We start from the raw sequence: 22,492 nt of genomic DNA, 5'->3' as shown, positions 1-22,492 counted from the left end.
CCAAGATTATGATTTGTTGTCCAGCAGGTAGGTGGCCATCGCATTCAGGTCTGCGTCGCTCAGAAAGCCCGTGCCATAGCGCACGACTTCGGCCATTGATCCACCAAATACGTCGCCAGACGGCGTTATGCCAGATCGCAATGCATAAGCCATATCGTCTGTTGTCCAGCCTTCGGACACAAGATCGCGCGTCCGGATCGAAGGTGCTTTGCCACCTCCCGGCAAGGCGTCGTTGCCGGAAAACCTCTTCGATACTATGCGTGCGCCTGCAAAGTTCCGCGTTGTGTGGCAGGCAGCACAATGTGCCGCCCCGTTGACCAGCAGCTTGCCCCTGTTCCAAGCATCGCTTCGGTCCGCCTCTGGTGCGGTGTCAGGCTTTGTCAGAAAAGCCGCCCGCCAAAGTTTCATCCCCCATCGCTGATCGAACGGAAAAGGCACCTCATGGGACGGGGTCGGCACATTCACGGCTGGCACGGTCTGGAACGCGGCCCACAGATCGGCAATGTCCTGATCCGTGTAGTTTGCATAAAACGGGTAGGTGAAGGTGGGATAATAGGGGTCTCCGTCCGGGGAAATTCCCTGCCTTACCGCTTTTGCAAACTCTTCTACTGTCCAGCCGCCAATCCCGAATTCGACATCGGTGGTCAGATTTGGCGGATAGAATGTCCCGAAATCGGTCTTGAGCGGGGCCCCTCCTGCCAAAGGCGCTCCGCCAGCTTCAAAATTGGTATGACACGCAATGCACCCACTGGCGCGCGCCAGATACGATCCCCGCTGGACCTCCCCTTCCAGGGTCAGGGTCGACACTGGTGCACCGACCGGCCAGGCGATCGTTGCAGCAACAACACTGATACCGCCAATGACCCCCGCACCGATGATCCAACGCCACCACCGCATCTGATTACTTGTCCTCTCTGCGGAACTTCTGGTGGCAGGCCGAACAGGTCTGGGCGACCATTGCGAACGCGCGGTCAACCGGCATTTCAGCAAACATTTCGGGCGTCATGGGTTGTTCCGATCCCATCATGCCCCCTCCCATTGCAGGCGCGGACCCGCCGCCCATCATCCCGTCCGTTGAGCCACCCATCATCCCGTCAGTGGCGCTGCCTATCATTGATCCGCTGCCGTTGCCCTGTGCCGCGGCCAACCCATTGCCTGCGCTCAACTTCAATCCTTCCGCCGCTGTTCTGAGGTCCTCCGCCAAGGCCGCGAACTTTTCGTCATCATCCCAGACCGACGGCAGCGCCTTGGATACCCCGCCACCCGAGCCTTCGGGAAAGAGCCGTGTCATCTGCTCACCGGCATGGCCGATCATCGCGTCAGCTTCACTGCGGACGACATCGGCGTCATAAGGTACCTGACCCCGCATCATGGGTGATAGCGTCTTGAGTGTTTTGGCCATCGCGGACATGCCCTGCATCCGCTCCAGCACCACGCCGGTTGCTCCGGAATGCGCCAAGGCAGCAACGCCGGTCGTCCCTATCGCAATAGCAGTGATCCATATCTTCATGTTCATGTTGGCCAATCCTGTCAGTTAATCCCGTTGGCACGCTGAAGTTCCCGCACATATGCGACAATCATTTTCACCTCGCCAGTTGTCACGCCCTCTACTGGCGGCATATTCCCGAATTTCCAATGATGCGCTCTGACACCCTGTTTCGCGGCAAGCAAGAATGCGGCGTCACCGTGATGGCTCGGTTCATAGATCTTGTGGACAAGGGGTGGCGCCACGCCATTCTGTCCGGCAGCATTCGCACCATGACAAGCGGCGCAAGCGCCGTCGAAAACACGCTTTCCCAATTGGGCATTTGCTGAAAATTCGGCAGGCACAACGACGTCTGCAATCGGCGCGCCCTCTTCCGCCTGCGAAAGATCAGGCGTTGTCATCGTGTGGCCGGGCATCGAAGACGATGGCTGCAATTGCTGCCAGATCACAACCGCGCCACCGACGACAAAAACCGCCGCAATCAGGATGCCGGACTTCGACATCAGATCAATCGTACCTGCGTGCCGACCGGTGTCCTGTCGAACACCTCGATGATTTGCTCGTTGTAGAGACCGATACACCCGCTTGAAGAGCGTCTTCCGATCTTGCGCGTATCATGGGTGCCGTGAATCCTGTAGTACGTCCAACTCAGGTGCAGGGCACGGACGCCTAACGGGTTATCCGGCCCGGGCGGCATATAGGCCGGCAAAGACGGGTCACGTTCGCGCATGGAGGGTGTAGGGGTCCAGTCAGGTTCGGGGTCCTTGAACGTGACTGTCGTGTAGCCGCGCCTTGTCAGCTCGTCGGTCAAGGGAACCGATGTGGGGTAAATGCGCATTTCGCCATCGGATGTCCAATGTTGCATCACGCGAGTGGTGGTATCCGCGATGATAATGCCTTGCCCAAGGCGTCAAAGCTATCCTGCCATGCATGGGTGCGAAACGACGAAATGTTCCTTCGCACACCGGCTTGTTCCACCTGTGCACGCAGGATGGACGGGGCTGCGAAAGCTGCCGACGCGGCACCTGTCGTGAATGCGCGACGCGTTACACGTGTTTGCTTACGGGTCATCATACGGCCTCATGTTGTTATCTGCCTGCCGGTCAGACTATCCGCCTGGTGGCATTTCATGAACAGTCCGGGGCCTGGTTTTATGTAACGATATGTATCCCGGCCAACGGACACGTCTTCGCGCTGCTGCCTCAAACCTCGATGGGTTTCAGGACAACACGCGTGTCGAGCGGGACCTTCTCATAGAGTTCGATGATCTGATTATTGGTAAGCCTTGCACAGCCGTTCGAGACACGTCGACCAATCGTCGTCGGATCCGTTGTGCCGTGAATCCTCAGGTAGGTGTCTCCGCGCCCCGGCTGATAGAGATATAAGGCGCGAGCACCAAGTGGATTATTTAGCCCGCCGGGCACACCGCCCGCAAAACGAAGATATCGGTCAGGATCTCTGGCAATCATGGCGGGTGTGGGCGTCCACCGCGGCCCCTTTTGCTTGCGCGCGACATAGAACTCGCCGGATTCATAGAGCCCCTCCTGACCAATTCCGACGGTATACCTGATTGCCCGATTGTTCGGTAAAGTCCAAAATAAAGCGAACTGGTTCGGATCGACATGTATTTCTCCCGGCTTGTCTGCCTTGGTGAACGGAACCTCGCGGGGCAACTGCTCTGGGGGCACCACAGATGGCCCGACGCGCCGGTCGTGCTCTGCGTCACTATGCACGAATGCTGTATTTCCGCTCACAGAAAGAGCCGCAACAGAAGTCAGGAAAAATCTTCGTTTCATATGCTTGCCTCACGAAACTATTGTGGTTTCAGGTGTCGGACAGCCTGCGCCATAGGTCGCGAAACTGGCTCTTACCCGGGTGGGTCGGCACCCGGCCTTACCGGCAGCGTGACCTCAGCCCGCAGGCCCCCATCAGTACGGTTTTTCAGTCGAATGGAGCCGCCGTGCTCAAGGATGATACTGCGCGCAATTGACAGCCCCAGACCATGCCCGCCAGTGTCAAGGGATCGCGACTCCTCAAGCCTGACATAGGGCCCGAAGACAGCCTCCAGCTGATCGTCGGGAATGCCGGGGCCCCGATCGTCGATAGCGATTACCACCTCACCGCCGGCACGTTCCCAGGACACCCTGGCCTCGTTCCCGTAGCGGATCGCGTTTTCAATGAGGTTTCTCAAGGCCCGTCCCATCGCACTTGGTTTCACGGATACGATCAGCGGTCCCTGGCTGCCCGCCTGAACCTTGTCAGACCCCATACCGGTGATCAGATCGTGCAAATCAACCGATTGGACCTCTTCATGCTGGCCGACACCCTTGGCGAAATCGAGTGTTGCATCGATCATCCGCTGCATCTCTTCGCTTGACGCCACCAGGGACGCGCGCGTGTCTTCCTCGTCCACCATCTCGGCCCGCACCCTGAGAGCAGTCAGCGGCGAGCGCAAATCATGCGCAAGTGCCGCAAGCATCTGGGTTCGGTCACTGACAAATCGCGTTAGCCGGTCTTGCATGATGTTGAATGCACGGGTCAGGTCCTGAACTTCCTTAGGCCCCACAACCGGCAAATCGCCCTCTGCAGCACCTCGACCGAGACGTTCCGACGCAGTCGCGAGATTGTTGAGCGGTCCGGTCAATCTTGAAAGAAGAAACCAGAAACTTGCCACCAGCAGCAGGCCTGCAGTCAGCGCGAAGGATATGTTGGATGCCTGCGACCGTTGCAGAGGCGGCCGTTCGAACCGCGTCTCGATGTTGAGCCAATTCCCACCGGACAGCGCAATGGACAACTCCATCTCGATGGCCGCAAGGCTGCCCTGCATCATTTCGGCGTGCATTTGCGCCATTTCCGGTGACAGGTTCGGAAGGGGCAGCAGACCTCCCTCGATTTCATGAACCTCAACCCGGATATCCCGGCTGTAGCTTTCCTGAAGCAGTGCCCGTATCCGCGCTTCGACCGCTCCACCGTCATCGTGTTGTCCGTGTGCAACCGACGGCTCGTCTGTAAGGTCGAACCGTACGAGCGGAGACGTTGCCGCGCGGACGATCTGGGCATGCAATTCCGGGGGTGCGCCTTCAATCAACTGTGCGACATTTGCGGCCCTTCCGGCGGCTTCGGCACCGATGGCGGCCTGAATGGCTAACGAGCGTTCATCAACGAAAAACCAAAGACTCAGAGCTTGCGCGAGGATCAAGACACCGAGGACCAGAAGGGCAATCTGTGCACGCAACGTCCGCGGAAGCAGCTTCATTCGCAAATCTCGACATCGCAGGAAAGACTATACCCCCCATGCCGGACAGTCGCGATGATCTTCGGGCGCAAAACGTCCTCTTCCATCTTCCGGCGCAACCGGCTCACCTGATTGTCGATGGTTCGGTCCAATGGACCGGCGACCCGGCCGGTGCTCAATTTGAGCAGCTCGTCGCGGCCAATGACCGTCCTTGGCCTTTGCAGGAACAGGGTCAGGAGTTTGAGTTCACCGGATGTAAGTTGCGTACGCGAACCGCCTTGGTCAATCAGTGTGCGGCCATCGAAATCCAGCTTTAGGTGTGCAAACTTCAACGTTTTCCCCGCAAAACCATTCGGTTTTGGGATCAGCTGCGTCCGACGCAATATCGCGTTGATCCGCGCCACCAGTTCCTTGGGATTAAACGGCTTGGCGAGATAATCGTCTGCCCCGCCATCCAGACCCGCGATGCGGTCTTCGTCGTCACCCAATGCGGTCAGCATCAGGATCGGAATATGCCCTTCCTTGCGCAATCGCCTGCACGCGGACAGCCCGTCTTCCCCCGGCATCATCACATCGAGGACAATCAGATCGAAATGCGCTTCCGCCAGCCTTGCGTCCATCTCAACTGCATTTTCCGCCGCTGAAGCACGCATGCCGTTGCGTTCCAGATAACTGGTGACGGATTTCCGAATCTCTGAATGGTCATCGACGACAAGGATGCGTGGCAGATCGCTCATGCCGCCAACATAGTCATTTTCACCAAGGGACGCCCATCCCGTGTTTGTAGCCAAATGTAACAGCGCGGGCAGTCGACTTCGGGATACCGAGCAACTATTTAAGGAAGAACATCAAGGAGTTTGAAATGAACAGACGCGAATTCGTCCTTACGGGACTCAGCCTGGCCTTGGCCGGGCCTGCTTTGTCGCAAACCGCCGCACCCACGTTGCAGGTGACAAAGACACCGACCTGCGGCTGCTGTGGCGCCTGGGTTGATGAGATGATCTCTGCCGGGTTCAAGGCATCGGTCGAAGACGTCGATTACGACACGCTTCAGGTGCTGAAGCAGAAACACGGCATCGCGCCGGAACTGGCAGGATGTCACACTACGTCCATGGGCGGATATTTCGTCGAGGGTCACGTGCCTGCGGCTGACATCGGGCGGTTGCTGAGCGAAAAACCTGTCGCGCGCGGACTGACAGCACCGGGAATGCCGATGGGGTCGCCCGGCATGGGCACCCAGGGTGATCCCTATGACGTGCTGCTTGTACTGATGGACGGGTCGACGCAAGTCTTCGCAACCCACGGCTGACGTGTTTGCCCGCGATACGTTCCGACAAAGTTTTTCGCCGACCTTACCATTCGGCAGATTTTGTTGGAACGTATCCGTTCTGAGCTTGGCAAGCATATTGCCGTTCCTGCTTGTCTACATCCTCGCAACGCCTGGTTTTGCGACGCTGCTGCTGACGAATGGGACCGCGCTCTCGCGCTTCCTCCGGCAGGTCTTTACCAATGGGTTTGTGGTCGTTTTCCTCGTGAATTACTTGGGGTTCGTTTCCGCATCGGTCGCGCTGAAGCAGTACCAGCATCGGCCGATTGTTTACCTGGTTTTAGATGGCCCGCTGCGGAGTGTCGCATTCATTGGGGTTCACATTGCCGTCTATGTGATGTCGGCCGATCTGTTCGGCTCGTTCAACGGCAGCCGTGCAACAGCTTTGAGCGTGGTCGGACCAACGCTCGAGCGGTCGTTCATGTTTGGGAACATCTCGGGCGTATATCTCTATGCCCTGGCGCCCGGCACCTTCATCGCGCTTCTGGTGGTTCTGACAGAACCTTCTGGCGAGGCATCGAAGCCTACCATGTTCAGGACAATGAGCATGGCCTTGCTGTTCAGCCTGACCCCGATCCCCCTCGTCACATTCCTGTCCTTTGCGTTGGATCTGGCAACCTGACGGGCCAACTTGGTCAACGACCCGCAGGCTGTCATCTGATCAAATTGTATCCGAATGTATCCTTGACCTTGCCTCACTGGAATGTCGCAGAAGAACACGAGCATATTCTGGAGAGCTACATGTCTGACAATCAAAGTCAAAAATCCACCGGTTCATCGTAACCGCCCGATTGATACCGCGGTTTAGGCGTCGGGCGCCCAGTTCCACGGGAGCAGTTCGCCGAGCCGATTGATCTTGTGATCGTGGATGCGCTCGAGCAGATCGGCGAGCCAAGCCTGCGGGTCCAGCCCATTCATCTTCGCGGTCTCGATGAGTGTCATGGCGCGGGCAAGGGTTTCTCCGCCGCTGTCCGAGCCGGCAAAGAGCCAGTTCTTCCTTCCGATGCCGATTGGGCGCATGGCGCGCTCGGCGGGGTTGTTGTCGATGCCGATGCGTCCATCCTCGAGGAACAGCTCGAAGGACGGCCAGCGGGACAGCCCGTAGCGGAACGCCTTGGCGAGGTTGCCCTTGCCGGGAATACGAAGCAGCTGGGCTTCGGCCCACGCCTTAAAGGTGTCGACCATGGGTTTGGAATGCCGCTGCCGCGCGGCCTTGCGCATTTCGGCGGACTGGCCAGCGATCACTCGCTCGACGTCGTAAAGCTTCCCGATCCGGTCGAGTGCCTCCCGCGCGATCTCGGACTTCGTGGTCTCCCAGACGTCGTGGAAGTCGCGCCGCAGGTGTGCCCAACAGGCGGCCTCGCGGAACTGCCTGCTGCCGTCCGCGCGTCGCTCGTAGAGCTGGCCGAAGCCCGCATAGGCATCCGCTTGAAGGATGCCGCCACTGCCTTGGAGGTGCTGCCGGGGGTGCTCGCCTTTACGGTCCGGTGAGAAGCGGTAGACCACGCCGGGCGGGGCCGTGCCGGCCCAGGGTCTCTGGTCCGAGACATAGGCCCAGATCCGTCCCTGCTTGACCCCCTTGCCCAAGCCACGGTCGCGGCGGGACCGGTCCAGGACGCGGATCGGCGTGTCGTCGGCGTGCAGGATCGGCGCGGCCATGACCTCGGCCTCGATCCGGTCGATGATCGGCGCGAGCACCTTCATGGCCCGGCCACACCAGTCCAGTAGCGTGCTGTCTGGCACGTCCGCACCCATGCGGGCGTAGATCTCGTTCAGGCGATAGAGATGCGCTGATCGGGCTTTGCGCCAGACCGCAACGTTGGGACCATGTCCTTCGTTGCAACCGATCAAGGAGTTCAGACCATGGAATTTTTTGTTGGCCTCGATGTGTCCCTCGACGAGACGCACATCTGCGTTATCGACGAAGGTGGCCGCATCATCAAGGAAACGCGTGCGGCGAGCGAGCCGGACGCGATCGCAAAGGCTATCCGCCATCAAGGTCGCCGCATCGAACATGTGGGGCTGGAGGCTGGAAATCTTTCGCAATGGCTCTTCGAAGGCCTCATGAAGGAGGGCTTCTCGGTGTCTGTGATGGAGGCGCGCCATGTCCGGGCCGCCTTTGCCGCCATGCGTGTGAAGACGGATCGTCACGACGCGCGCGGCATTGCCCAGTTGGTCCGCCTGGGCTGGTTCAAGCGCGTGCACGTCAAGTCGCTCGACGCCCAGGAGACCCGCGCCTTGCTCACCGCGCGCACGTTCCTGGTGGAGAAGGTGACGGCCACCGAGAATTCCATGCGGGCTGCACTCAGGAACTTCGGGCTGAAGATGGACGCTGCGACACGAAGAACCTGGGAGGCACGTGCCCGTGAACTCGCTGACGGCCACGAGGTTCTCGAGGGCATCGTGGAGGCGATGTTGCGCGTCCGGGCACTGCTGCTCATTGAATTGGCTAAGATCGAGGGCCAACTCACTGCGCTCGCAAAGTCCGATCCGGTGACACGGATTTTGATGACGATGCCCGGCGTCGGTGTCGTTGTGGCGCTGAGCTTCCGCAGCGCGGTCGATGATCCGGATCGGTTTCCCCGGTCCCGCGACGTCGGCGCCTGGCTCGGGCTGACGCCCCGACGATGGCAGTCCGGCAAGACCGATATTGTCGGACGCATCACCAAGGCGGGCGATGCACGCGTGCGCACGATGTTGTTCGAGGCTGCCGCCACCATTCTCGGCCGCGTCCGAATCATGTCGCCCCTCAAGTCCTGGGGTCTTCGGATCGCGAAGAGAACCTGCATGAAGAAGGCCATTGTGGCCGTGAGCCGGAAGCTCGCCACGATCCTTCTGGCCATGTGGAAATCTGGGACGGCCTATTGGGCGAAAGCTCATCCGCCGGCCTGCGCCGCGGATGTCGCAGTCGCATGACCTACGAACAGGTCATTCTCCACGGGCCGCCCTGACGACACTCAATAACTAACTGAGATCCGGCACCTACGGGTGGCGGTGCGACGTCCCGGGCAGGGACGATGGACGGGATCAGCTCGGATCTACCCATGGAGCCATGAGCACGAGGTAAAGCTTAGGAGCATCCCGACCTCCACAGTTCGCATCTTGTGGCGGCGTGCCGACCACGGACAGAAGTATGGACCTGCTCGATGGACGCTTGACCAAACCCGCCCGATCACAGAAGCGGCAGGTGGTCATCGAACTTGGAGACCAGAACATGCGCCAGCAGACCGGGCCCGGCCATGCTGCCGGGGATCGGACGGCTCGGGGCGGCAGGCTGCACCATCTTCTCGCACCGGCGGCAGGATTTCTTCAGCCGCGCGATCTGGATCACCTTCATCTGCGCCGCGACCATATCGAGCAACTCGCTCACATCCTCGCCGACCACGCGGAGGTCGCCGCCGCAATCGGGACAGCAGGCGCCGGGGTCGAGCTCGCGACGTTCGCGAAGTGTGGCGGGGGACACCCGTGGCCTGCGACGGGGGCGCAGTTCGGCGGTCCCGGGATCAGCGGCCAGAGGCTCCCCGTCATCTTCGTCGACCGGCTCATTGCGCTGCTCGGCGGCCGCGACCTGCAGGTCTTCCAGCGCCAGTTCGAGTTGGGCGATCTCCCGTTCGATCTTCTCCGAGGACTTGCCGAAGGCCTGTTTCTGAAGCCTGGCGATCCGTAGGCGCAGGGCTTGAACCAGCTGTTCATGGGCTTGGAGTGTGGCCGACATGCGCGCATTCTCCGCCTGAAGCGCGGCAATCATCGCTTTCAGAACGGCGGGGTCATCGGAGAAAATGTCGACGCCTTCGGACATGCCGACAGATACCATTCGGCATTCGGAATGACCAATGAAACAAGGGCCTTGAGCAGGACAAACTACCCGACGCGGGCCGGCGGCGCGCCCCAATCCGGACGCCGCCAATCGATGCCTTCCCAGAGCATCGCCAGCTGCGCGGAGGTGAGCCGGGCAGCGCCACCCTCGGCACCAGGCCAAGGAAAGCGGCCGCGCTCAAGCACCTTGTAGTAGAGGCAGAAACCTTGGCCATCCCAGTAGAGCAGCTTCAGGCGATCGCCCCGGCGCCCTCGGAACGCGAAGACCGCGCCGCTTGCAGGCTTCTGATGCAGGACATCCTGTGCGATGGCGGAAAGGCCGGCGATGCCCTTCCTCATGTCAGTGACGCCGCAGGCCAGATAGACCCGCACCCCTGTTCCGGGCCCGATCATGCCGCCTCCACCGCCCGGATCAGCCGGGTGTCGCGTTGCCCTTAAATCGGCCGCCGAGTGTCAAACGGCTGCGCCCGTTTGGTGAATTCGCAGATCATCGAGCTGTACGACCAGGTTCCGATGGACACCCGCGTGGTGCTGTATCCCTTTGCATGAGGCCTGACGCTCGCGTCCGGCGGTCAGCCGGGCAGGGCAGGGGCCCGCCGCGGCTCAGCCGAACCCGAGGCTGGCGCGCAGGTCGCTGGCCGGGTCGCCCTGTGGCTTGAGGTCGAGCCGGTCCTCGATGCCGGTCAGGTGCCGGTCGAGCAAATCGGCCGCCGCCTCGCCCTTGCCTTGCAATACCAGTTCCGACAATTGCCGGTGTTCGTCCATCTCGCAATCGCCGTGATGGCCGGTTTCGTAGATCGCGATGATCAGCGATGACCGGGCAATCAGCTCGCGCACGAAGCGGGCCATGATCGGGCTGTCGGCCTGATCGGCCAGAACCTGGTGATAGCGCCCGCAGCGGCGGATCACCCGCGCGGCGTCGCCGGCGGCGCGGGCGGCGTCCTCGGTGTGCAGATGATCGTTCAGCGCACTGTGCATCGCGTCGTCGCGCATGTCGGCGGCGCGGCGGATCAGATGACCCTCGATCACCCTTCTGGCCCGAAACACCTCGCGCGCTTCCTCGACCGAGGGGCGCGCGACAAAGGCGCCGCGATTGGCGACCAATTCGATCACGTGATCCCCCGACAGCCGTGACAGCGCGGTGCGAATCCTTGTGCGCCCGACTCCGAACAGATCGCAGAGCTCGTCCTCTTTCAGATGGGTGCCGGGAAGCAGCTTGTGGTCAACGATGGCGTCGAAGATTCGGGTGTAGATCTGGTTCGGGTCCATTGATTCGCGGGTCTTGGCCGCGGTGCCATTGGGGGCCTTGGTCAATCCCTTGCTCATCATAATCCCTTCCACAGCCAGTTTTTTCAACCGCGCGACATGCCTTCAAAGCGTTTAGCACGGATCGCCGGCAAAATGTATACAATTTTTGAACGGTAGAAAAAAGCTTGATCGCATACGAAGATTGTATACGATCTAGCTAACCCGACGTCAGAATCGGACCCGACACATCAACAAGGAGACTTTGAATGACCCTCACCACTCGCCTGAAAACCGGGATCGCCATTGGCGCGCTGACTACGCTTCTGGCCGGAGCCGCTGGCGCGAACACCCTGCGCATGGCCGATTCCTCCGACATCGCGGCGATGGACCCGCATTCGATGACCGAGAGCAACACCATCGGTTTTCTCAACCACGTCTACGAAGGCCTGGTGCGCTACAATCAGGACCTCGAGGTCGAGCCGGCGCTGGCCACGTCCTGGGAATTCGTCGAACCGACCCGCCTGCGCTTTTCGCTGCGCGAGGGTGTGACCTTTCACAACGGCAATCCCTTCACCGCCGATGACGTCGTCGCCTCGCTGGAGCGCGCCGCGCATGAAAGTTCGCCGGTCAAGAGCAACATCCCCTCGATGGCCTCGGTCGAAAAGGTCGATGACCTGACCGTCGACCTGATCCTCACCGGGCCGGATCCGATCGTGCTCAATTATCTGACCAACATCCACATCCTCGACCGCGAATGGATGGAGGAGAATGACGCCCTGCTGCCCGCCGACATGCGCGGCGGCCGCGAAAACTATGCGGTGGCCAATTCCAACGGCACCGGGCCCTTCATTCTCGAAAGCCGCCAGCCCGACGCCAGCACCGTGCTGACCGTCAACGAAGACTGGTGGGACGAGCCGCAACACAACCTGACCCGGATCGAGTTCAGCCCGATCGGCTCGGATGCCACGCGGATTGCCGCGCTGCTCTCGGGCGAGCTGGATTTCATCATGCCGGCGCCGCTGCAAGACATCGACCGGATCAACCGCTCTGACGGAGCCAAGGCGATCATCGCGCCGGCGCTGCGCACCATCATGCTGGGCATGAACCAGACCGAGAAGCTGCACAACTCCAACCTCACCGATGCCAACCCGTTGCAGGATCGCCGGGTGCGCGAAGCGCTCTGGCGCGCCATCGACATGGAGCTGATCCGCAAGAAGATCATGCGGGACATGTCGCGCAATTCGGCGCTGCTGGTGGCGCCGCCGGTGCCGGGTTATGACGCGGCGCTCGACGTGCTGCCGCCGGCCGATGCCGAAAAGGCCAAGGCGCTGCTGGCCGAGGCCGGCTATGGCGACGGCTTCGAGGTCGGGCTCGATTGTCCCAACAGCCGCTACGTGAACGACGAGGAGATCTGTCAGGCCATCACCTCGATGTGGTCGCGGATCGGGGTCAAGGCCAACCTGTCGTCGCAGACCCCGTCGAAACACTTCGAGAAGGTGCTGGGCGGCGGCTCCGATGTCTACATGGTGGGCTGGGCGACCCTGCCGATGCTCGACACCTATTCGGTGCTCTCGGCGCTGCTGCATACCCCGGGCGAGCGGATGGGGGCCTGGAACCCCGGTCGCTATTCCAACGCCGAACTGGACGCGCTGACTGCCAAGGTCGCGGTGGAGCTGGATACCGACAAGCGCACGGCGATGATGACCGAGGCGCTGAAGATTGCCCGCGACGACGTGGCCATCATCCCGCTGCACCAGCAGCCGCTGGCCTGGGCGGTGCGGGACGGGGTGAACATCCCCGCCGCCGCCGACAACAAGCCGCGGCTCTGGTACGCCACCATCGACTGATCCTCCCCGGAGCGGGCCCGCGTGCATCCTGCGCGTGGGCCTGCGACGATTTCTGACAGTCCCCCGTGACACCCTGATCGCAAAGTGGAGGTTCCACGATGATCGCCTACGTTCTCAGACGGCTGATGCAATCCGTGCTGGTCATGCTCGCCGTCGCCCTTATCGCCTTTTCCATGTTCCGTTTCATCGGCGACCCGGTGAACTCCATGCTGCCCGAAAATGCTTCTGTCGAGGATCGCCAGGTGCTGCGTGAACAGCTCGGCCTCGATCAGCCCGTGACCACGCAATTCGCCAAGTTCGTCACCGGCGCGGTGCAGGGGGAATTCGGCGTTTCCTACCGCAACAAGCGCGCGGTTTCGGAGATGATCGCCGAACGCCTGCCGGCCACGCTCGAACTGGTGCTGGCGGCGGCGGTCTTTGCCCTGCTGCTGGGGGTGCCGATGGGCATCTATGCGGCGCTGCATCCCAAGGGTTTCCTGGCAAATACACTCAACGTCGCCTCGCTGATCGGCATATCGGTGCCGACTTTCGTGACCGGCATCCTGCTGATCCTGATCTTTTCGGTCTGGTTGAACTGGCTGCCCAGCTTCGGACGCGGCCAGACTGTTGACATCGGCTGGTGGTCCACCGGGTTCCTGACCGTGAGCGGGCTCAAGTCGCTGATCCTGCCGGCGGTGATGCTGGGGCTGTTCCAGGTGACGCTGATCATGCGGCTGGTGCGGGCCGAGATGATGGAGGTGCTGCGATCGGATTTCGTGCGCTTCGCCCGCGCCCGTGGCCTGTCGAACCGCGCCGTGCACTTCGGCCATGCGCTCGGCAATACCCTGATGCCGGTGATCACCATCGTCGGGCTGCAACTGGGCTCGATGATCGCCTTCGCCATCATCACCGAGACGGTGTTCCAGTGGCCGGGCATGGGCCTGCTGTTCATCCAGGCGGTGAGCTTTGCCGACATCCCGGTGATGTCCGCTTACCTGGTGCTGGTGGCGCTGGTCTTCGTGGCGATCAACATGATCGTCGATCTTCTCTACTTCGCCATCGATCCGCGCCTCTCGGTGCGGGCGTGAAGGAGGTTCATGATGTCTCTTGAAGCATTCCCCCAATCCCGCCTCGCCGCGATCATCGAAAGCGATTTGTTCTACAAGTTCCGGACCTCGTGGATCACCGTCGGCGCCTTTGTCGTGACGCTGGTGATCGTGCTGGCCGCCGTTCTGGCGCCCTGGATCGCGCCGCATGATCCCTTCGACGTCTCGACGCTGAGCCTGTGGGACAGCGAATTGCCCCCGGTCTGGGCCGAGGGCGGCGATCCCCGCTTCCTGCTGGGCACCGACAACCAGGGCCGCGACGTGTTCTCGGCCATCCTCTACGGCTCGCGGATCTCGCTGGCGGTGGGCTTTGTCTCGGTCGCCTTCGCCATGGTGATCGGCATCGTGATCGGCCTGGTCTCGGGCTATTTCGGCGGCGCCATCGACGCCTTCTTCATGCGGATCGCCGACGTCATGCTGAGCTTTCCCACCATCCTCGTGGCGCTGCTGGTCAGCGGGATCGTCCGCGGCGCGCTGCCACGCGAAATGCACGACAGCGCGGCTCTGATCGTCCTGGTCTTTGCCATCACCGTGACGACCTGGGTGCAATATGCCCGGACCGTGCGTTCATCGACCATGGTCGAACGCTCGCGCGAATACGTCTATGCGGCGCAGCTTGTCGGCCGGAAACCCTTTGCCATCCTGTTCAGCCACATCCTGCCCAACGTCATGGGCCCGGTGCTGGTGATTGCGACCATCAACCTGGCCATGGCGATCCTGATCGAGGCGACGCTCTCTTTCCTCGGGGTCGGCATGCCGCCCACCAACCCCTCGCTCGGCACGCTGATCCGCGTCGGCAACGAATATCTCTTCTCGGGTGTCTGGTGGGTGGTGATCTTCCCCTCGCTGACGTTGGTGGCGCTGGTGTTGGCGGTCAACCTGCTGGGTGACTGGCTGCGCGACGCGCTGAACCCCAAGCTGCGCTGAAAGGAATGACGATGAGTACAACGACCTTCCCCAATGCCCCGCTGCTCAGCGTGCGCGACCTGTCGATCTGCTTTGACACCCGCCACGGGCCGCTGCGCGCGGTCGACGGCATCACCTTCGATCTGGCGCCGGGCGAAATCCTCGGCATGGTGGGCGAAAGCGGCGCCGGCAAATCGCTGACCGGCACCGCCATCACCGGGCTGCTGGAGCGGCCCGGCCGCATCGACCGGGGCGAGATCCTCTTCGAGGGCAAGCGCATCGACACCCTGTCGCCGGATGAGATGCGGCGGCTGCGCGGCCGCCGGATCGGCGCGATCTTTCAGGACCCGCTGACCAGCCTCAACCCGCTGATGACCGTCGGTCAGCAACTGGTGCAGACCATCCGCACCCATCTGCCCAAGAGCAAGGACGCGGCGCGCGCCCGCGCCATCGAATGCCTGGCCGAGGTCGGCATTCCCGCCCCTGAGGCGCGGATCGACCAGTATCCGCACCAGTTCTCGGGCGGGATGCGGCAACGGGTGGTGATCGCGCTGGCGCTCTGTGCCGAGCCGTCGCTGGTGATCGCGGACGAGCCGACCACCGCGCTCGACGTCTCGATCCAGGCGCAGATCCTAGACCTGCTGAAGAAGATGTGCCGCGAACGCGGCGCGGCGGTGATCCTCGTCACGCACGACATGGGGGTGATCGCCGAGACCGCTGACCGCGTGGCGGTGATGTATTCCGGCCGGGTGGTCGAGATCGGATCGGTCGACCGCGTCGTCCGCGACCCGCGCCACCCCTATACCAAGGGTCTGATGCAATCGATCCCGCGCGTCGGCTCGGGCGTCCAGCGACTGACCCAGATCGACGGCGCCATGCCGCGGCTGACCGATCTGCCCTCGGGCTGCGCCTTTCACCCGCGCTGCCCGCGCGCCTTTGACACCTGCCAACAGACCAGACCGGCGGCGCTGCCGGTCGAGGGCGGCCATGTCGCCTGTCATCTCTACCAGGAGGAGCCGGCATGAGCACCGCAACCGAACAAAAGCCGCTGGTCGCGCTCGACGGCCTGTCCAAGACCTTCGACCTCTCGCCGCCGCTGCTGAACCGCTTGATCGAGCGCAAGGGCCGGCGCAGCCTGCGCGCCGTCGACGGGCTCAACATCGACATTCCACGCGGCAAGACCTTTGCCTTGGTGGGCGAATCCGGCTGCGGCAAATCCACCGTCGCCAAGCTGGTGGTCGGGCTGCACGGGGCAAGCGCGGGCAAAATCACCTTTGACGGCACCGATCTGACCAAGCTGGCCGCCGCCGACCGTGGCGCTTTCCGCAAGCGCATCCAGATGATCTTTCAGGACCCCTATGCCAGCCTCAATCCGCGCTGGCGGGTGCGCGACATCATCGCCGAGCCGCTGCGCAGTTTCGGCATCACCTCCTCGAAGGCCGAGGAACGGGCCGAAGTGGGCCGCCTGCTGGAGCTGGTCGGCCTTTCGGCCCGCGATGGCGAGAAGTTCCCGCATGAATTCTCCGGCGGTCAACGCCAGCGGATCTCGATTGCCCGGGCGATCTCGTCCAAACCCGAGTTCCTGGTCTGCGATGAGCCGACTTCGGCGCTCGACGTCTCGGTGCAGAGCCAGGTTCTCAACCTGATGCGCGATTTGCAGGACGAGCTGGGGCTGACCTATCTGTTCATCAGCCATGACCTGGCGGTGGTGGACTTCATGTCCGACTATGTCGGCGTCATGTACCTGGGCCGGCTGGTCGAGGCCGGCCCGGCCGAACGCATCTTTTCGGCGCCGGAACATCCCTACACTCGGCTGCTGATGGACACGGTGCCCGACATCACCATGGGCCGGCGCAACCGCGCGCCGGTGATCGGCGAGGTGCCGAACCCGATCACCCCGCCGCCCGGGTGTTCCTTCAACCCGCGCTGCCCGCTGGCCAATGACCGCTGCCGGGCGCAGGCTCCCGAGGCCCGCAAGCGGGCCGGGGGCAGCATCGTTGCCTGCCACGCGGTCGAGGAGGGGCGCGACACGCCGGAAACGGTGGCGTGCGAAACTGGCGAGGGCGCGCGCATGCAATTGGCGCGGGGGGCCGCCTGATGGAATTCGATTTCGAGGCCCTGCCGCCACAGGACCGTTACCGCCTGCTGTGCAGCTTCGTCGCCCCGCGCCCGATCGCGCTGGTGACGACCTGCGATGCGGAGGGGCGGCCCAACGCCGCGCCGATGAGCTTTTTCAACGTCTTCTCGCAGGATCCGCCGATTGTCATCCTCGGCATCCAGGCCAAGCCCTGCGGCAGCGAAAAGGAGACCTTGCGCAACATCCGCCGGTCGCAAGAGTTCACCGTCAACCTCTGCGACATGGCGATCGCGCAGCAGATGGTGGATTGCGGCATCGGCTTTCCCGATGACGTCGACGAGGTGGAACTCACCGGCCTCAGTCATGCGCCCTCGCTCAAGATCGCGCCGGCGCGGGTGGAGGAGGCGCCGGCGGCGATGGAATGCCGGGTGAGCCAGATCATCGACTACCCGCGCCGCGCCATCGTGCTGGGCGAGGTGGTGCAGATGCATGTGCGCGACGCCTGTCTCGACGCCGCCGGACGTTATGTGCGGCCCGAGGTCTATCAGCCGGTGGCGCGGCTGCATGCCGACAATTACATCGTCTCGGACCGGCAGTTCGAGCTCAAGGCGACCCCGGCGCTGGCCGCGGCGAAAGCGAGCTGATGGATATCCTGCTGAAGAACCTGCGCCCGCTCGGGCAGGAGACCTGCGACATGGAGGTCCGCGCGGGCCGTATCGCCCGCATCGGCAAAGACCTCGCCGCCCCAGACCTGCCGGTCGAGGATTGCGGCGGCGCGCTGGCGCTGCCCGGTCTGGTCGAGGCGCATACCCATCTCGACAAGTCACTCTGGGGCATGGGCTGGCGCGAACATCAGGCCGGACCCTCCCTGCGCGACAAGATCGACAACGAGCGCAAGCTGCGCAAGGAGTGGAACATCGACCCTTACCGCCAGTCGATGCGGCAGGCGCTCTTGTCGCTCGGCCATGGCTCGACGGCGATCCGCTCTCATGTCGACATCGACACCGATTGCGGGCTGGCGGGGATCGAGGGCGTCGCCCGCACCCGTGAGGAACTCGCCGGGCAGATCGACATCGAGATCGTCGCCTTTCCGCAATCCGGGCTGATGTCGCGCCCCGGCACGCTCGAGCTGATGGAGCGCGCGCTGCAAGGCCCGGCCGACGTGGTCGGCGGGCTCGATCCCTGCGGCATCGACGCCGATCCCAAGGGGCAGCTCGACGCGGTCTTTGCGCTGGCCGAGAAATACGGCAAGCCGATCGACATCCACCTGCATGAACCGGGCGAGCTTGGCGCCTTTTCGATGGAGATGATCCTCGACCGCACCCGTGCCCACGGGATGCAGGGGCGGGTAACCATTTCCCACGCCTTCTGCCTCGGCATGCCCGACCGCGACCGCGCCCGTGCGCTGGTGGCCGAACTGGCCGAGGCGCAGGTGCATATCGCCACCGTCGCCACGCCGTCGCGCCCGGTGCCGCTGGCCGAGGATCTGCGGGCCGCCGGGGTGGTGCTCTGCGCCGGCTCCGACGGCATCCGCGATACCTGGGGGCCTTATGGCAATGCCGACATGCTGGAACGCGCCATGCTCTTGGGCCTGCGCAACAACCTGCGCGCCGACCGTGACGTCGAACACGCCTTCTGGTGCTGCTCTGGCGCCGGGGCGCGGGTCATGGGGCTGGCGGGCCATGGCATCACCGAAGGCTGCACCGCCGATCTGGTGCTGGTGGAGGCCGAGACGGTGACCCATGCGGTGGTCTCGCATCCGCCGCGCCGGCTGGTGCTCAAGGCCGGTCGCATCGTCGCGCGCGATGGCAAAGCCGTGCAGGAGGCGCCGTGATGGACCGCACGCTGATGACAGCCGACTGGGTGGTCGGTCACGAAAACGGCCGCCATCTGCTCTTGCCCCGTGGCGAAGTGGTTTACGAGGGCGGCGAGATCGTCTTTGTCGGCCATGATTTCCCCGGCGAGGTGGCGCGGCGCATCGACTGCGGTGCGGCGCTGATCGGCCCGGGGTTCATCGACCTCGATGCGCTTTCGGATCTCGACAGCACCATCCTCGGTCTCGACAACCAGCCGGCCTGGAAAAAGGGCCGCGTCTGGCCCGAGAGCTACATGCAGGCGGGCCCGCGCGAGATGTACTCGCCGGAGGATCTGGTCTGGCAGAAACGCTATGCCTTCACCCGGCTGATCGCCAATGGCATCACCACCGCGCTGCCCATCGCCTCGCTGTTCTATCGCGAATGGGGCGAGACCCGCGAGGAATTTGCCGGCGCGGCCGCGGCAGCCGAAGAGCTGGGCCTGCGCGTCTACCTCGGCCCCGCCTATCGCAGTGGCAATACCTACGTCAAAGGCGCCGGCGAGATCGGCTTTCATTTCGACGAGGCGCGCGGCCTGTCCGGGCTGGAAGAGGCGCTGCGCTTCTGCCGCGATTTCGAGGGGCAGGGCGGCGGGCTGATCCGCACCATGCTGGCGCCCGACCGGATCGAGACCTGCACCGAGACGCTGCTGGCGCGCACCGCCGAGGCTGTGCGCGAGCTGGAGGTGCCGGTGCGGCTGCATTGCTGTCAGTCGGCCTTCGAGTATCAGAGCGTTTTGCGGATGCATGGCCGCAGCCCGGCGGAATGGCTGCGCGATATCGGCTTTCTCTCGCCGCGCGCGATCCTGCCGCATCTGACCTATCTGGCGGGGCGCAACGGCATGACCCATGAGGCGCCCGATCTGGAGATCATCGCCGAAAGCGGCGCGGCGCTGGCGCATTGCCCGTTGGTGATGGCGCGGGGCGGCACGGCGATGGACAATTTCGCCGCCTATCGCGACGCCGGGCTGACCATCGGCATGGGCACCGACACCCATCCGCCCGACATGATCCTCAACATGCAGATCGGGCTGATCACCGCGCGGCTGGCGCGCCGCGCCGCTGGCGCCGTCAGCGCCGCCGATCTCTATGACGCGGCGACCCTGGGCGGCGCCAGGGCGCTGGGCCGCGACGATCTGGGCCGGCTGCGCCCCGGCGCGCGGGCGGATATCACCGTCATCGGGCTCGATGATCCGGCCATGGGGCAGGTGATCGATCCGATCCAGACACTGATGCTCAACGGCTCGGGCCGCGATGTGCGGACGGTGGTGATCGAGGGCCGCACGGTGATGGAGGATGGCGCCATCCCCGGCGTCGACCATGACGCCCTGCGCGCGGGCGCGCAGCAGCGGTTCGACGCGATGAAGGCGCAATACCCCGACCGCACCTTCGGCCATCCGCCGCTGGACGAGATCTTCCCCGCCTCCTACCCGCTGCGAAAGGCGCCGGCATGACCGATATCCTGATCCGCCATGTCACCGCGCTGACCGTCGATGCCGACCGAAGGGTGATTGAGGATGCCGCCATCGCCATCGAGGCCGACCGGATCACCGCCATCGGACCCGACGCCGAATTGGCGCCGCTGGCCGACCGGGCGGGCGAGGTGATCGAGGCGCGGGGCAGGGTGGCCATTCCCGGCCTGATCGACTGTCATTCCCATGCCGGTCACGGGTTGGTGCGGGCCTTGGGGGCCGGCGATGTCTCGACCTGGTTCGACGCCTGCGCGCGGCTTTATACCGGCCCGACCGGGCCCGGCTTCTGGGCCGCCGAAGCGCGGCTCTCGCTGCTCGAGCGGCTGATGGGCGGGGTGACCACCTGTGTCACCCTGCTGGGCGGTGGCGCCGATATCTATCGCACCGACGACCCGGCCTTTGGCGCCGCCCATTGCGCCGCCACCCGCGATGCGGGCCTTCGCACGGTGCTGGCGGTGGGTCCGAACCGGCCGCCGTTTCCGCTGCCCTATCACGGGCCGGACGGCGCGCCCGTCGCGGTCGGTTTCGTGCGACAGCTCGAGGTCAGCGAGGCGCTGATCGCGGCGCATGACGATCTGCTGGATGCCGGCACCGGCGTCTGCCTCGTCATGCCGGTCTATGGCAGCGACGACCGGGGGGAGGTGCCCGAAGCCGAGGTGCGGCGGATGACCGAAGCGGTCTGCGACCTGCGCGCCCGGCATGACGTGCTGCTCACCCAGGACGGCCACCGCGACGGCACCATTGCCTATGCCCGCGCGCTGGGGCTGCTGGGGCCGCATGCCCTCCTGTCGCATTGCGTCGATCTGACCGAAGAGGACATCGAGGCACTGCAAGAGACCGGCACCGCCGTGGCCCATAACCCCAGCGCCATCATGTCGATCTTCGGCCGCTGCCCGGCGCCTGAGATGATCGACCGGGGCATCACCGTGGCGCTCGGCTCCGACGCCGCCGCACCGGACCGGGGCTATGACATGTTCCGCCACATGGCGCAGGCGATGCATTATCACCGCCGCCACTTCCGCGACCCGACGGTCCTGCCGCCGGGCAAGGTGCTGGAGATGGCCACCATCGATGCCGCCCGCGCGCTGGGCCGCGCGGATGATCTCGGCTCGCTGGAGGTCGGCAAGAAAGCCGATGTGGTGCTGATCGACATGGGCAAACCGCATCTGACGCCGCAGGCCATGCCGCTGCATGCGGTGACCCATTTCGCCAATGCCGCCGATGTCGAGACCGTGTTGGTCAACGGCCGCGTCGTGTTGCGCGAGCGCCGGTCGCAAACGCTGGACCCGGAGACGGTGCTGGCAGAGGCAACCGAGGCGGCCGACCGCGCCATCCGCGACGCCGGGCTGACCGGCTTGCGCGACGAACCCGCCCGGCTGTGGCGCTCTGCAAGATCTCCCGAAGAAAGGCCCGCGACATGAGGCTGCTTGTCATCAACCCCAACACCACCCGCGCCATGACCGCCAAGATCGCCACCGCCGCGCGCCGGGTGGCGCGGCCGGGCACCGAGATCATTGCCACCCAGCCCGACATCGGCCCCGAAAGCATCCAGGGTTTCCTTGATGTCGCGCGCAGCCAGCAGGGGCTGCTCGAGGTGGCGCGGCGGCACCCGGATGTCGATGCGGTTGTGGTGGCCTGTTTCGACGACACCGGCGTCGATGCGCTGCGCTGTGTCTTTGACGGGCCGGTGATCGGGATCGGCGAGGCGGGGTTTCACGCCGCGACGATGATCGCCACGCGGTTTGCCGTGGTCACCACCCTGGCGCGGTCGGTGCCGGGGCTCGAGGACAACCTCGACCGCTACGGGCTGGCCCGGCGCTGCGTCGGGGTGCGGGCCACAGACGTGCCGGTGCTCGAGCTCGAGACCCATCCGGCCCGGGCCGAGACACGTATCGCCTCCGAGATCGCTGCGGCGATCTCGGAGGATCGGGCCGATGCCATCGTGCTCGGATGTGCCGGCATGGCAGACCTGAACGACCGGTTGGCGCGGCGCTTCGGCCTGCCGGTGATCGACGGGGTGACCTGTGCAGTGACCCTGGCCGAGGCACTGGTGGCGGCCGGGTTGAAAACCTCGCCGGCGGGCGCCTATGCCGGCGGCACGGAGCGGGAGCGCACGGTGCCCTGCGTGGCCGCGCCCTGAA

22 protein-coding genes and 3 pseudogenes are annotated in these 22,492 nt (G+C 63.8%); 14 read left to right on the top strand and 11 right to left on the bottom strand.

The genetic code is table 11. The annotated features are described in order from the left end of the window. Positions 1-6 precede the first annotated feature (6 nt). The 7 genes and pseudogenes from BMW90_RS18505 to BMW90_RS18475 all read right to left on the bottom strand — a co-directional run bounded on the left by BMW90_RS18505 (position 7) and on the right by BMW90_RS18475 (position 5,458). Positions 7-897 (bottom strand): c-type cytochrome, encoded by an 891-nt coding sequence (locus tag BMW90_RS18505; RefSeq protein WP_074837907.1) that lies wholly within the window; start codon positions 895-897, stop codon positions 7-9. Between the two features lie 4 nt (positions 898-901). Further along, positions 902-1,516 carry a c-type cytochrome gene (locus tag BMW90_RS18500; protein ID WP_074837905.1) on the bottom strand — a complete coding sequence of 205 codons (615 nt, stop codon included), beginning with the start codon at positions 1,514-1,516 and terminating at the stop codon, positions 902-904. Positions 1,517-1,530: 14 nt separating this feature from the next. After that, positions 1,531-1,989, bottom strand: coding sequence for a c-type cytochrome (locus BMW90_RS18495; protein WP_074837903.1), 459 nt, complete (start codon positions 1,987-1,989; stop codon positions 1,531-1,533). Continuing rightward, a pseudogene (locus BMW90_RS18490) lies at positions 1,989-2,560 on the bottom strand (L,D-transpeptidase). The gene BMW90_RS18495 and the pseudogene BMW90_RS18490 overlap by 1 nt, the downstream one beginning before the upstream one ends. A gap of 128 nt (positions 2,561-2,688) precedes the next feature. Continuing rightward, positions 2,689-3,282: a L,D-transpeptidase gene (locus BMW90_RS18485; RefSeq protein ID WP_074837901.1), complete on the bottom strand. Its 594-nt coding sequence runs from the start codon at positions 3,280-3,282 to the stop codon at positions 2,689-2,691. Between the two features lie 71 nt (positions 3,283-3,353). Next, on the bottom strand, positions 3,354-4,742 hold the full coding sequence (locus BMW90_RS18480) for an ATP-binding protein (RefSeq protein WP_074837899.1): 1,389 nt from the start codon (positions 4,740-4,742) through the stop codon (positions 3,354-3,356). After that, positions 4,739-5,458, bottom strand: a complete 720-nt coding sequence (locus BMW90_RS18475; protein ID WP_050672447.1) for a response regulator — start codon at positions 5,456-5,458, stop codon at positions 4,739-4,741. The genes BMW90_RS18480 and BMW90_RS18475 overlap by 4 nt, the downstream gene beginning before the upstream one ends. Before the next feature lie 125 nt (positions 5,459-5,583). Between BMW90_RS18475 and BMW90_RS18470 the strand changes: the two genes are divergently transcribed. Further along, the gene (locus tag BMW90_RS18470) at positions 5,584-6,030 is read left to right on the top strand and encodes a DUF411 domain-containing protein (protein WP_068241719.1); all 447 of its coding nucleotides are present in this window, start codon (positions 5,584-5,586) and stop codon (positions 6,028-6,030) included. Positions 6,031-6,127: 97 nt separating this feature from the next. After that, positions 6,128-6,670 (top strand): hypothetical protein, encoded by a 543-nt coding sequence (locus BMW90_RS18465; protein WP_074837895.1) that lies wholly within the window; start codon positions 6,128-6,130, stop codon positions 6,668-6,670. 182 nt (positions 6,671-6,852) lie between these two features. On the opposite strand, the gene tnpC is transcribed toward BMW90_RS18465, so the two are convergent. Beyond that, entirely contained in the window at positions 6,853-7,956 is a 1,104-nt protein-coding gene (tnpC, locus tag BMW90_RS18455; RefSeq protein ID WP_275937328.1) for an IS66 family transposase, read from the bottom strand. Between tnpC and BMW90_RS18450 the strand changes: the two genes are divergently transcribed. Then, a complete protein-coding gene (locus BMW90_RS18450; protein ID WP_074837893.1) occupies positions 7,912-8,964 on the top strand; it encodes an IS110 family RNA-guided transposase in 1,053 nt (350 codons plus the stop codon). The two genes, tnpC and BMW90_RS18450, sit on opposite strands and share 45 nt — an antisense overlap. A 262-nt stretch (positions 8,965-9,226) precedes the next feature. Here the strand turns inward: BMW90_RS18450 and BMW90_RS18445 are convergent. Both BMW90_RS18445 and tnpB read right to left on the bottom strand, forming a co-directional pair. After that, positions 9,227-9,847: pseudogene (locus BMW90_RS18445) on the bottom strand (IS66 family transposase zinc-finger binding domain-containing protein); the annotation flags it as partial. Positions 9,848-9,909: 62 nt separating this feature from the next. Beyond that, entirely contained in the window at positions 9,910-10,257 is a 348-nt protein-coding gene (tnpB, locus tag BMW90_RS18440) for an IS66 family insertion sequence element accessory protein TnpB (protein ID WP_067921507.1), read from the bottom strand. 45 nt (positions 10,258-10,302) lie between these two features. On the opposite strand from tnpB, the pseudogene BMW90_RS27040 reads away from it, so the two are divergent. Next, positions 10,303-10,413: pseudogene (locus BMW90_RS27040) on the top strand (L,D-transpeptidase family protein); the annotation flags it as partial. Between the two features lie 54 nt (positions 10,414-10,467). On the opposite strand, the gene BMW90_RS18435 reads toward BMW90_RS27040, so the two are convergent. After that, positions 10,468-11,190, bottom strand: coding sequence for a GntR family transcriptional regulator (locus BMW90_RS18435; RefSeq protein ID WP_158499073.1), 723 nt, complete (start codon positions 11,188-11,190; stop codon positions 10,468-10,470). 188 nt (positions 11,191-11,378) lie between these two features. Here BMW90_RS18435 and BMW90_RS18430 point away from each other — a divergent pair, with 188 nt between their 5' ends. The 10 genes from BMW90_RS18430 to BMW90_RS18385 all read left to right on the top strand — a co-directional run bounded on the left by BMW90_RS18430 (position 11,379) and on the right by BMW90_RS18385 (position 22,491). After that, on the top strand, positions 11,379-12,959 hold the full coding sequence (locus BMW90_RS18430) for an ABC transporter substrate-binding protein (RefSeq protein WP_074837891.1): 1,581 nt from the start codon (positions 11,379-11,381) through the stop codon (positions 12,957-12,959). Positions 12,960-13,057: 98 nt separating this feature from the next. After that, complete coding sequence (locus tag BMW90_RS18425) at positions 13,058-14,026, top strand: ABC transporter permease (protein WP_074837889.1); 969 nt, start codon at positions 13,058-13,060, stop codon at positions 14,024-14,026. A gap of 12 nt (positions 14,027-14,038) precedes the next feature. Continuing rightward, entirely contained in the window at positions 14,039-14,971 is a 933-nt protein-coding gene (locus BMW90_RS18420; protein WP_048535882.1) for an ABC transporter permease, read from the top strand. An 11-nt stretch (positions 14,972-14,982) separates the two neighbouring features. Next, on the top strand, positions 14,983-15,975 hold the full coding sequence (locus BMW90_RS18415) for an ABC transporter ATP-binding protein (RefSeq protein ID WP_074837887.1): 993 nt from the start codon (positions 14,983-14,985) through the stop codon (positions 15,973-15,975). Further along, entirely contained in the window at positions 15,972-17,048 is a 1,077-nt protein-coding gene (locus tag BMW90_RS18410) for an ABC transporter ATP-binding protein (protein WP_074837885.1), read from the top strand. The genes BMW90_RS18415 and BMW90_RS18410 overlap by 4 nt, the downstream gene beginning before the upstream one ends. Further along, positions 17,048-17,671 (top strand): flavin reductase family protein, encoded by a 624-nt coding sequence (locus BMW90_RS18405; RefSeq protein WP_074837883.1) that lies wholly within the window; start codon positions 17,048-17,050, stop codon positions 17,669-17,671. Before BMW90_RS18410 ends, BMW90_RS18405 begins: the two co-directional genes overlap by 1 nt. Further along, on the top strand, positions 17,671-18,861 hold the full coding sequence (locus BMW90_RS18400) for an amidohydrolase family protein (protein WP_074837881.1): 1,191 nt from the start codon (positions 17,671-17,673) through the stop codon (positions 18,859-18,861). Before BMW90_RS18405 ends, BMW90_RS18400 begins: the two co-directional genes overlap by 1 nt. Further along, entirely contained in the window at positions 18,861-20,333 is a 1,473-nt protein-coding gene (locus tag BMW90_RS18395) for an amidohydrolase family protein (RefSeq protein ID WP_074837879.1), read from the top strand. The genes BMW90_RS18400 and BMW90_RS18395 overlap by 1 nt, the downstream gene beginning before the upstream one ends. Continuing rightward, complete coding sequence (locus BMW90_RS18390; protein WP_074837876.1) at positions 20,330-21,772, top strand: amidohydrolase family protein; 1,443 nt, start codon at positions 20,330-20,332, stop codon at positions 21,770-21,772. Before BMW90_RS18395 ends, BMW90_RS18390 begins: the two co-directional genes overlap by 4 nt. Next, the gene (locus tag BMW90_RS18385; RefSeq protein WP_074837874.1) at positions 21,769-22,491 is read left to right on the top strand and encodes an aspartate/glutamate racemase family protein; all 723 of its coding nucleotides are present in this window, start codon (positions 21,769-21,771) and stop codon (positions 22,489-22,491) included. Before BMW90_RS18390 ends, BMW90_RS18385 begins: the two co-directional genes overlap by 4 nt. Position 22,492 lies beyond the last annotated feature (1 nt).

It is taken from the genome of Marinovum algicola, from assembly GCF_900109145.1.
Classification (GTDB): Bacteria; Pseudomonadota; Alphaproteobacteria; order Rhodobacterales; family Rhodobacteraceae; genus Marinovum; species Marinovum algicola.
Note: the sequence above shows the minus strand (reverse complement) of the source record. Positions and strands in the feature narration are given on the sequence as shown.

Bases quoted from the DNA above. Each gene is read 5' to 3' on its own strand.
- BMW90_RS18505 (WP_074837907.1), bottom strand. From the start codon at position 897: ATGCGGTGGTGGCGTTGGATCATCGGTGCGGGGGTCATTGGCGGTATC.
- BMW90_RS18500 (WP_074837905.1), bottom strand. From the start codon at position 1,516: ATGAACATGAAGATATGGATCACTGCTATTGCGATAGGGACGACCGGC.
- BMW90_RS18495 (WP_074837903.1), bottom strand. From the start codon at position 1,989: ATGTCGAAGTCCGGCATCCTGATTGCGGCGGTTTTTGTCGTCGGTGGC.
- BMW90_RS18485 (WP_074837901.1), bottom strand. From the start codon at position 3,282: ATGAAACGAAGATTTTTCCTGACTTCTGTTGCGGCTCTTTCTGTGAGC.
- BMW90_RS18480 (WP_074837899.1), bottom strand. From the start codon at position 4,742: ATGAAGCTGCTTCCGCGGACGTTGCGTGCACAGATTGCCCTTCTGGTC.
- BMW90_RS18475 (WP_050672447.1), bottom strand. From the start codon at position 5,458: ATGAGCGATCTGCCACGCATCCTTGTCGTCGATGACCATTCAGAGATT.
- BMW90_RS18470 (WP_068241719.1), top strand. From the start codon at position 5,584: ATGAACAGACGCGAATTCGTCCTTACGGGACTCAGCCTGGCCTTGGCC.
- BMW90_RS18450 (WP_074837893.1), top strand. From the start codon at position 7,912: ATGGAATTTTTTGTTGGCCTCGATGTGTCCCTCGACGAGACGCACATC.
- tnpB (WP_067921507.1), bottom strand. From the start codon at position 10,257: ATGATCGGGCCCGGAACAGGGGTGCGGGTCTATCTGGCCTGCGGCGTC.
- BMW90_RS18435 (WP_158499073.1), bottom strand. From the start codon at position 11,190: ATGAGCAAGGGATTGACCAAGGCCCCCAATGGCACCGCGGCCAAGACC.
- BMW90_RS18430 (WP_074837891.1), top strand. From the start codon at position 11,379: ATGACCCTCACCACTCGCCTGAAAACCGGGATCGCCATTGGCGCGCTG.
- BMW90_RS18425 (WP_074837889.1), top strand. From the start codon at position 13,058: ATGATCGCCTACGTTCTCAGACGGCTGATGCAATCCGTGCTGGTCATG.
- BMW90_RS18420 (WP_048535882.1), top strand. From the start codon at position 14,039: ATGTCTCTTGAAGCATTCCCCCAATCCCGCCTCGCCGCGATCATCGAA.
- BMW90_RS18415 (WP_074837887.1), top strand. From the start codon at position 14,983: ATGAGTACAACGACCTTCCCCAATGCCCCGCTGCTCAGCGTGCGCGAC.
- BMW90_RS18410 (WP_074837885.1), top strand. From the start codon at position 15,972: ATGAGCACCGCAACCGAACAAAAGCCGCTGGTCGCGCTCGACGGCCTG.
- BMW90_RS18405 (WP_074837883.1), top strand. From the start codon at position 17,048: ATGGAATTCGATTTCGAGGCCCTGCCGCCACAGGACCGTTACCGCCTG.
- BMW90_RS18400 (WP_074837881.1), top strand. From the start codon at position 17,671: ATGGATATCCTGCTGAAGAACCTGCGCCCGCTCGGGCAGGAGACCTGC.
- BMW90_RS18395 (WP_074837879.1), top strand. From the start codon at position 18,861: ATGGACCGCACGCTGATGACAGCCGACTGGGTGGTCGGTCACGAAAAC.
- BMW90_RS18390 (WP_074837876.1), top strand. From the start codon at position 20,330: ATGACCGATATCCTGATCCGCCATGTCACCGCGCTGACCGTCGATGCC.
- BMW90_RS18385 (WP_074837874.1), top strand. From the start codon at position 21,769: ATGAGGCTGCTTGTCATCAACCCCAACACCACCCGCGCCATGACCGCC.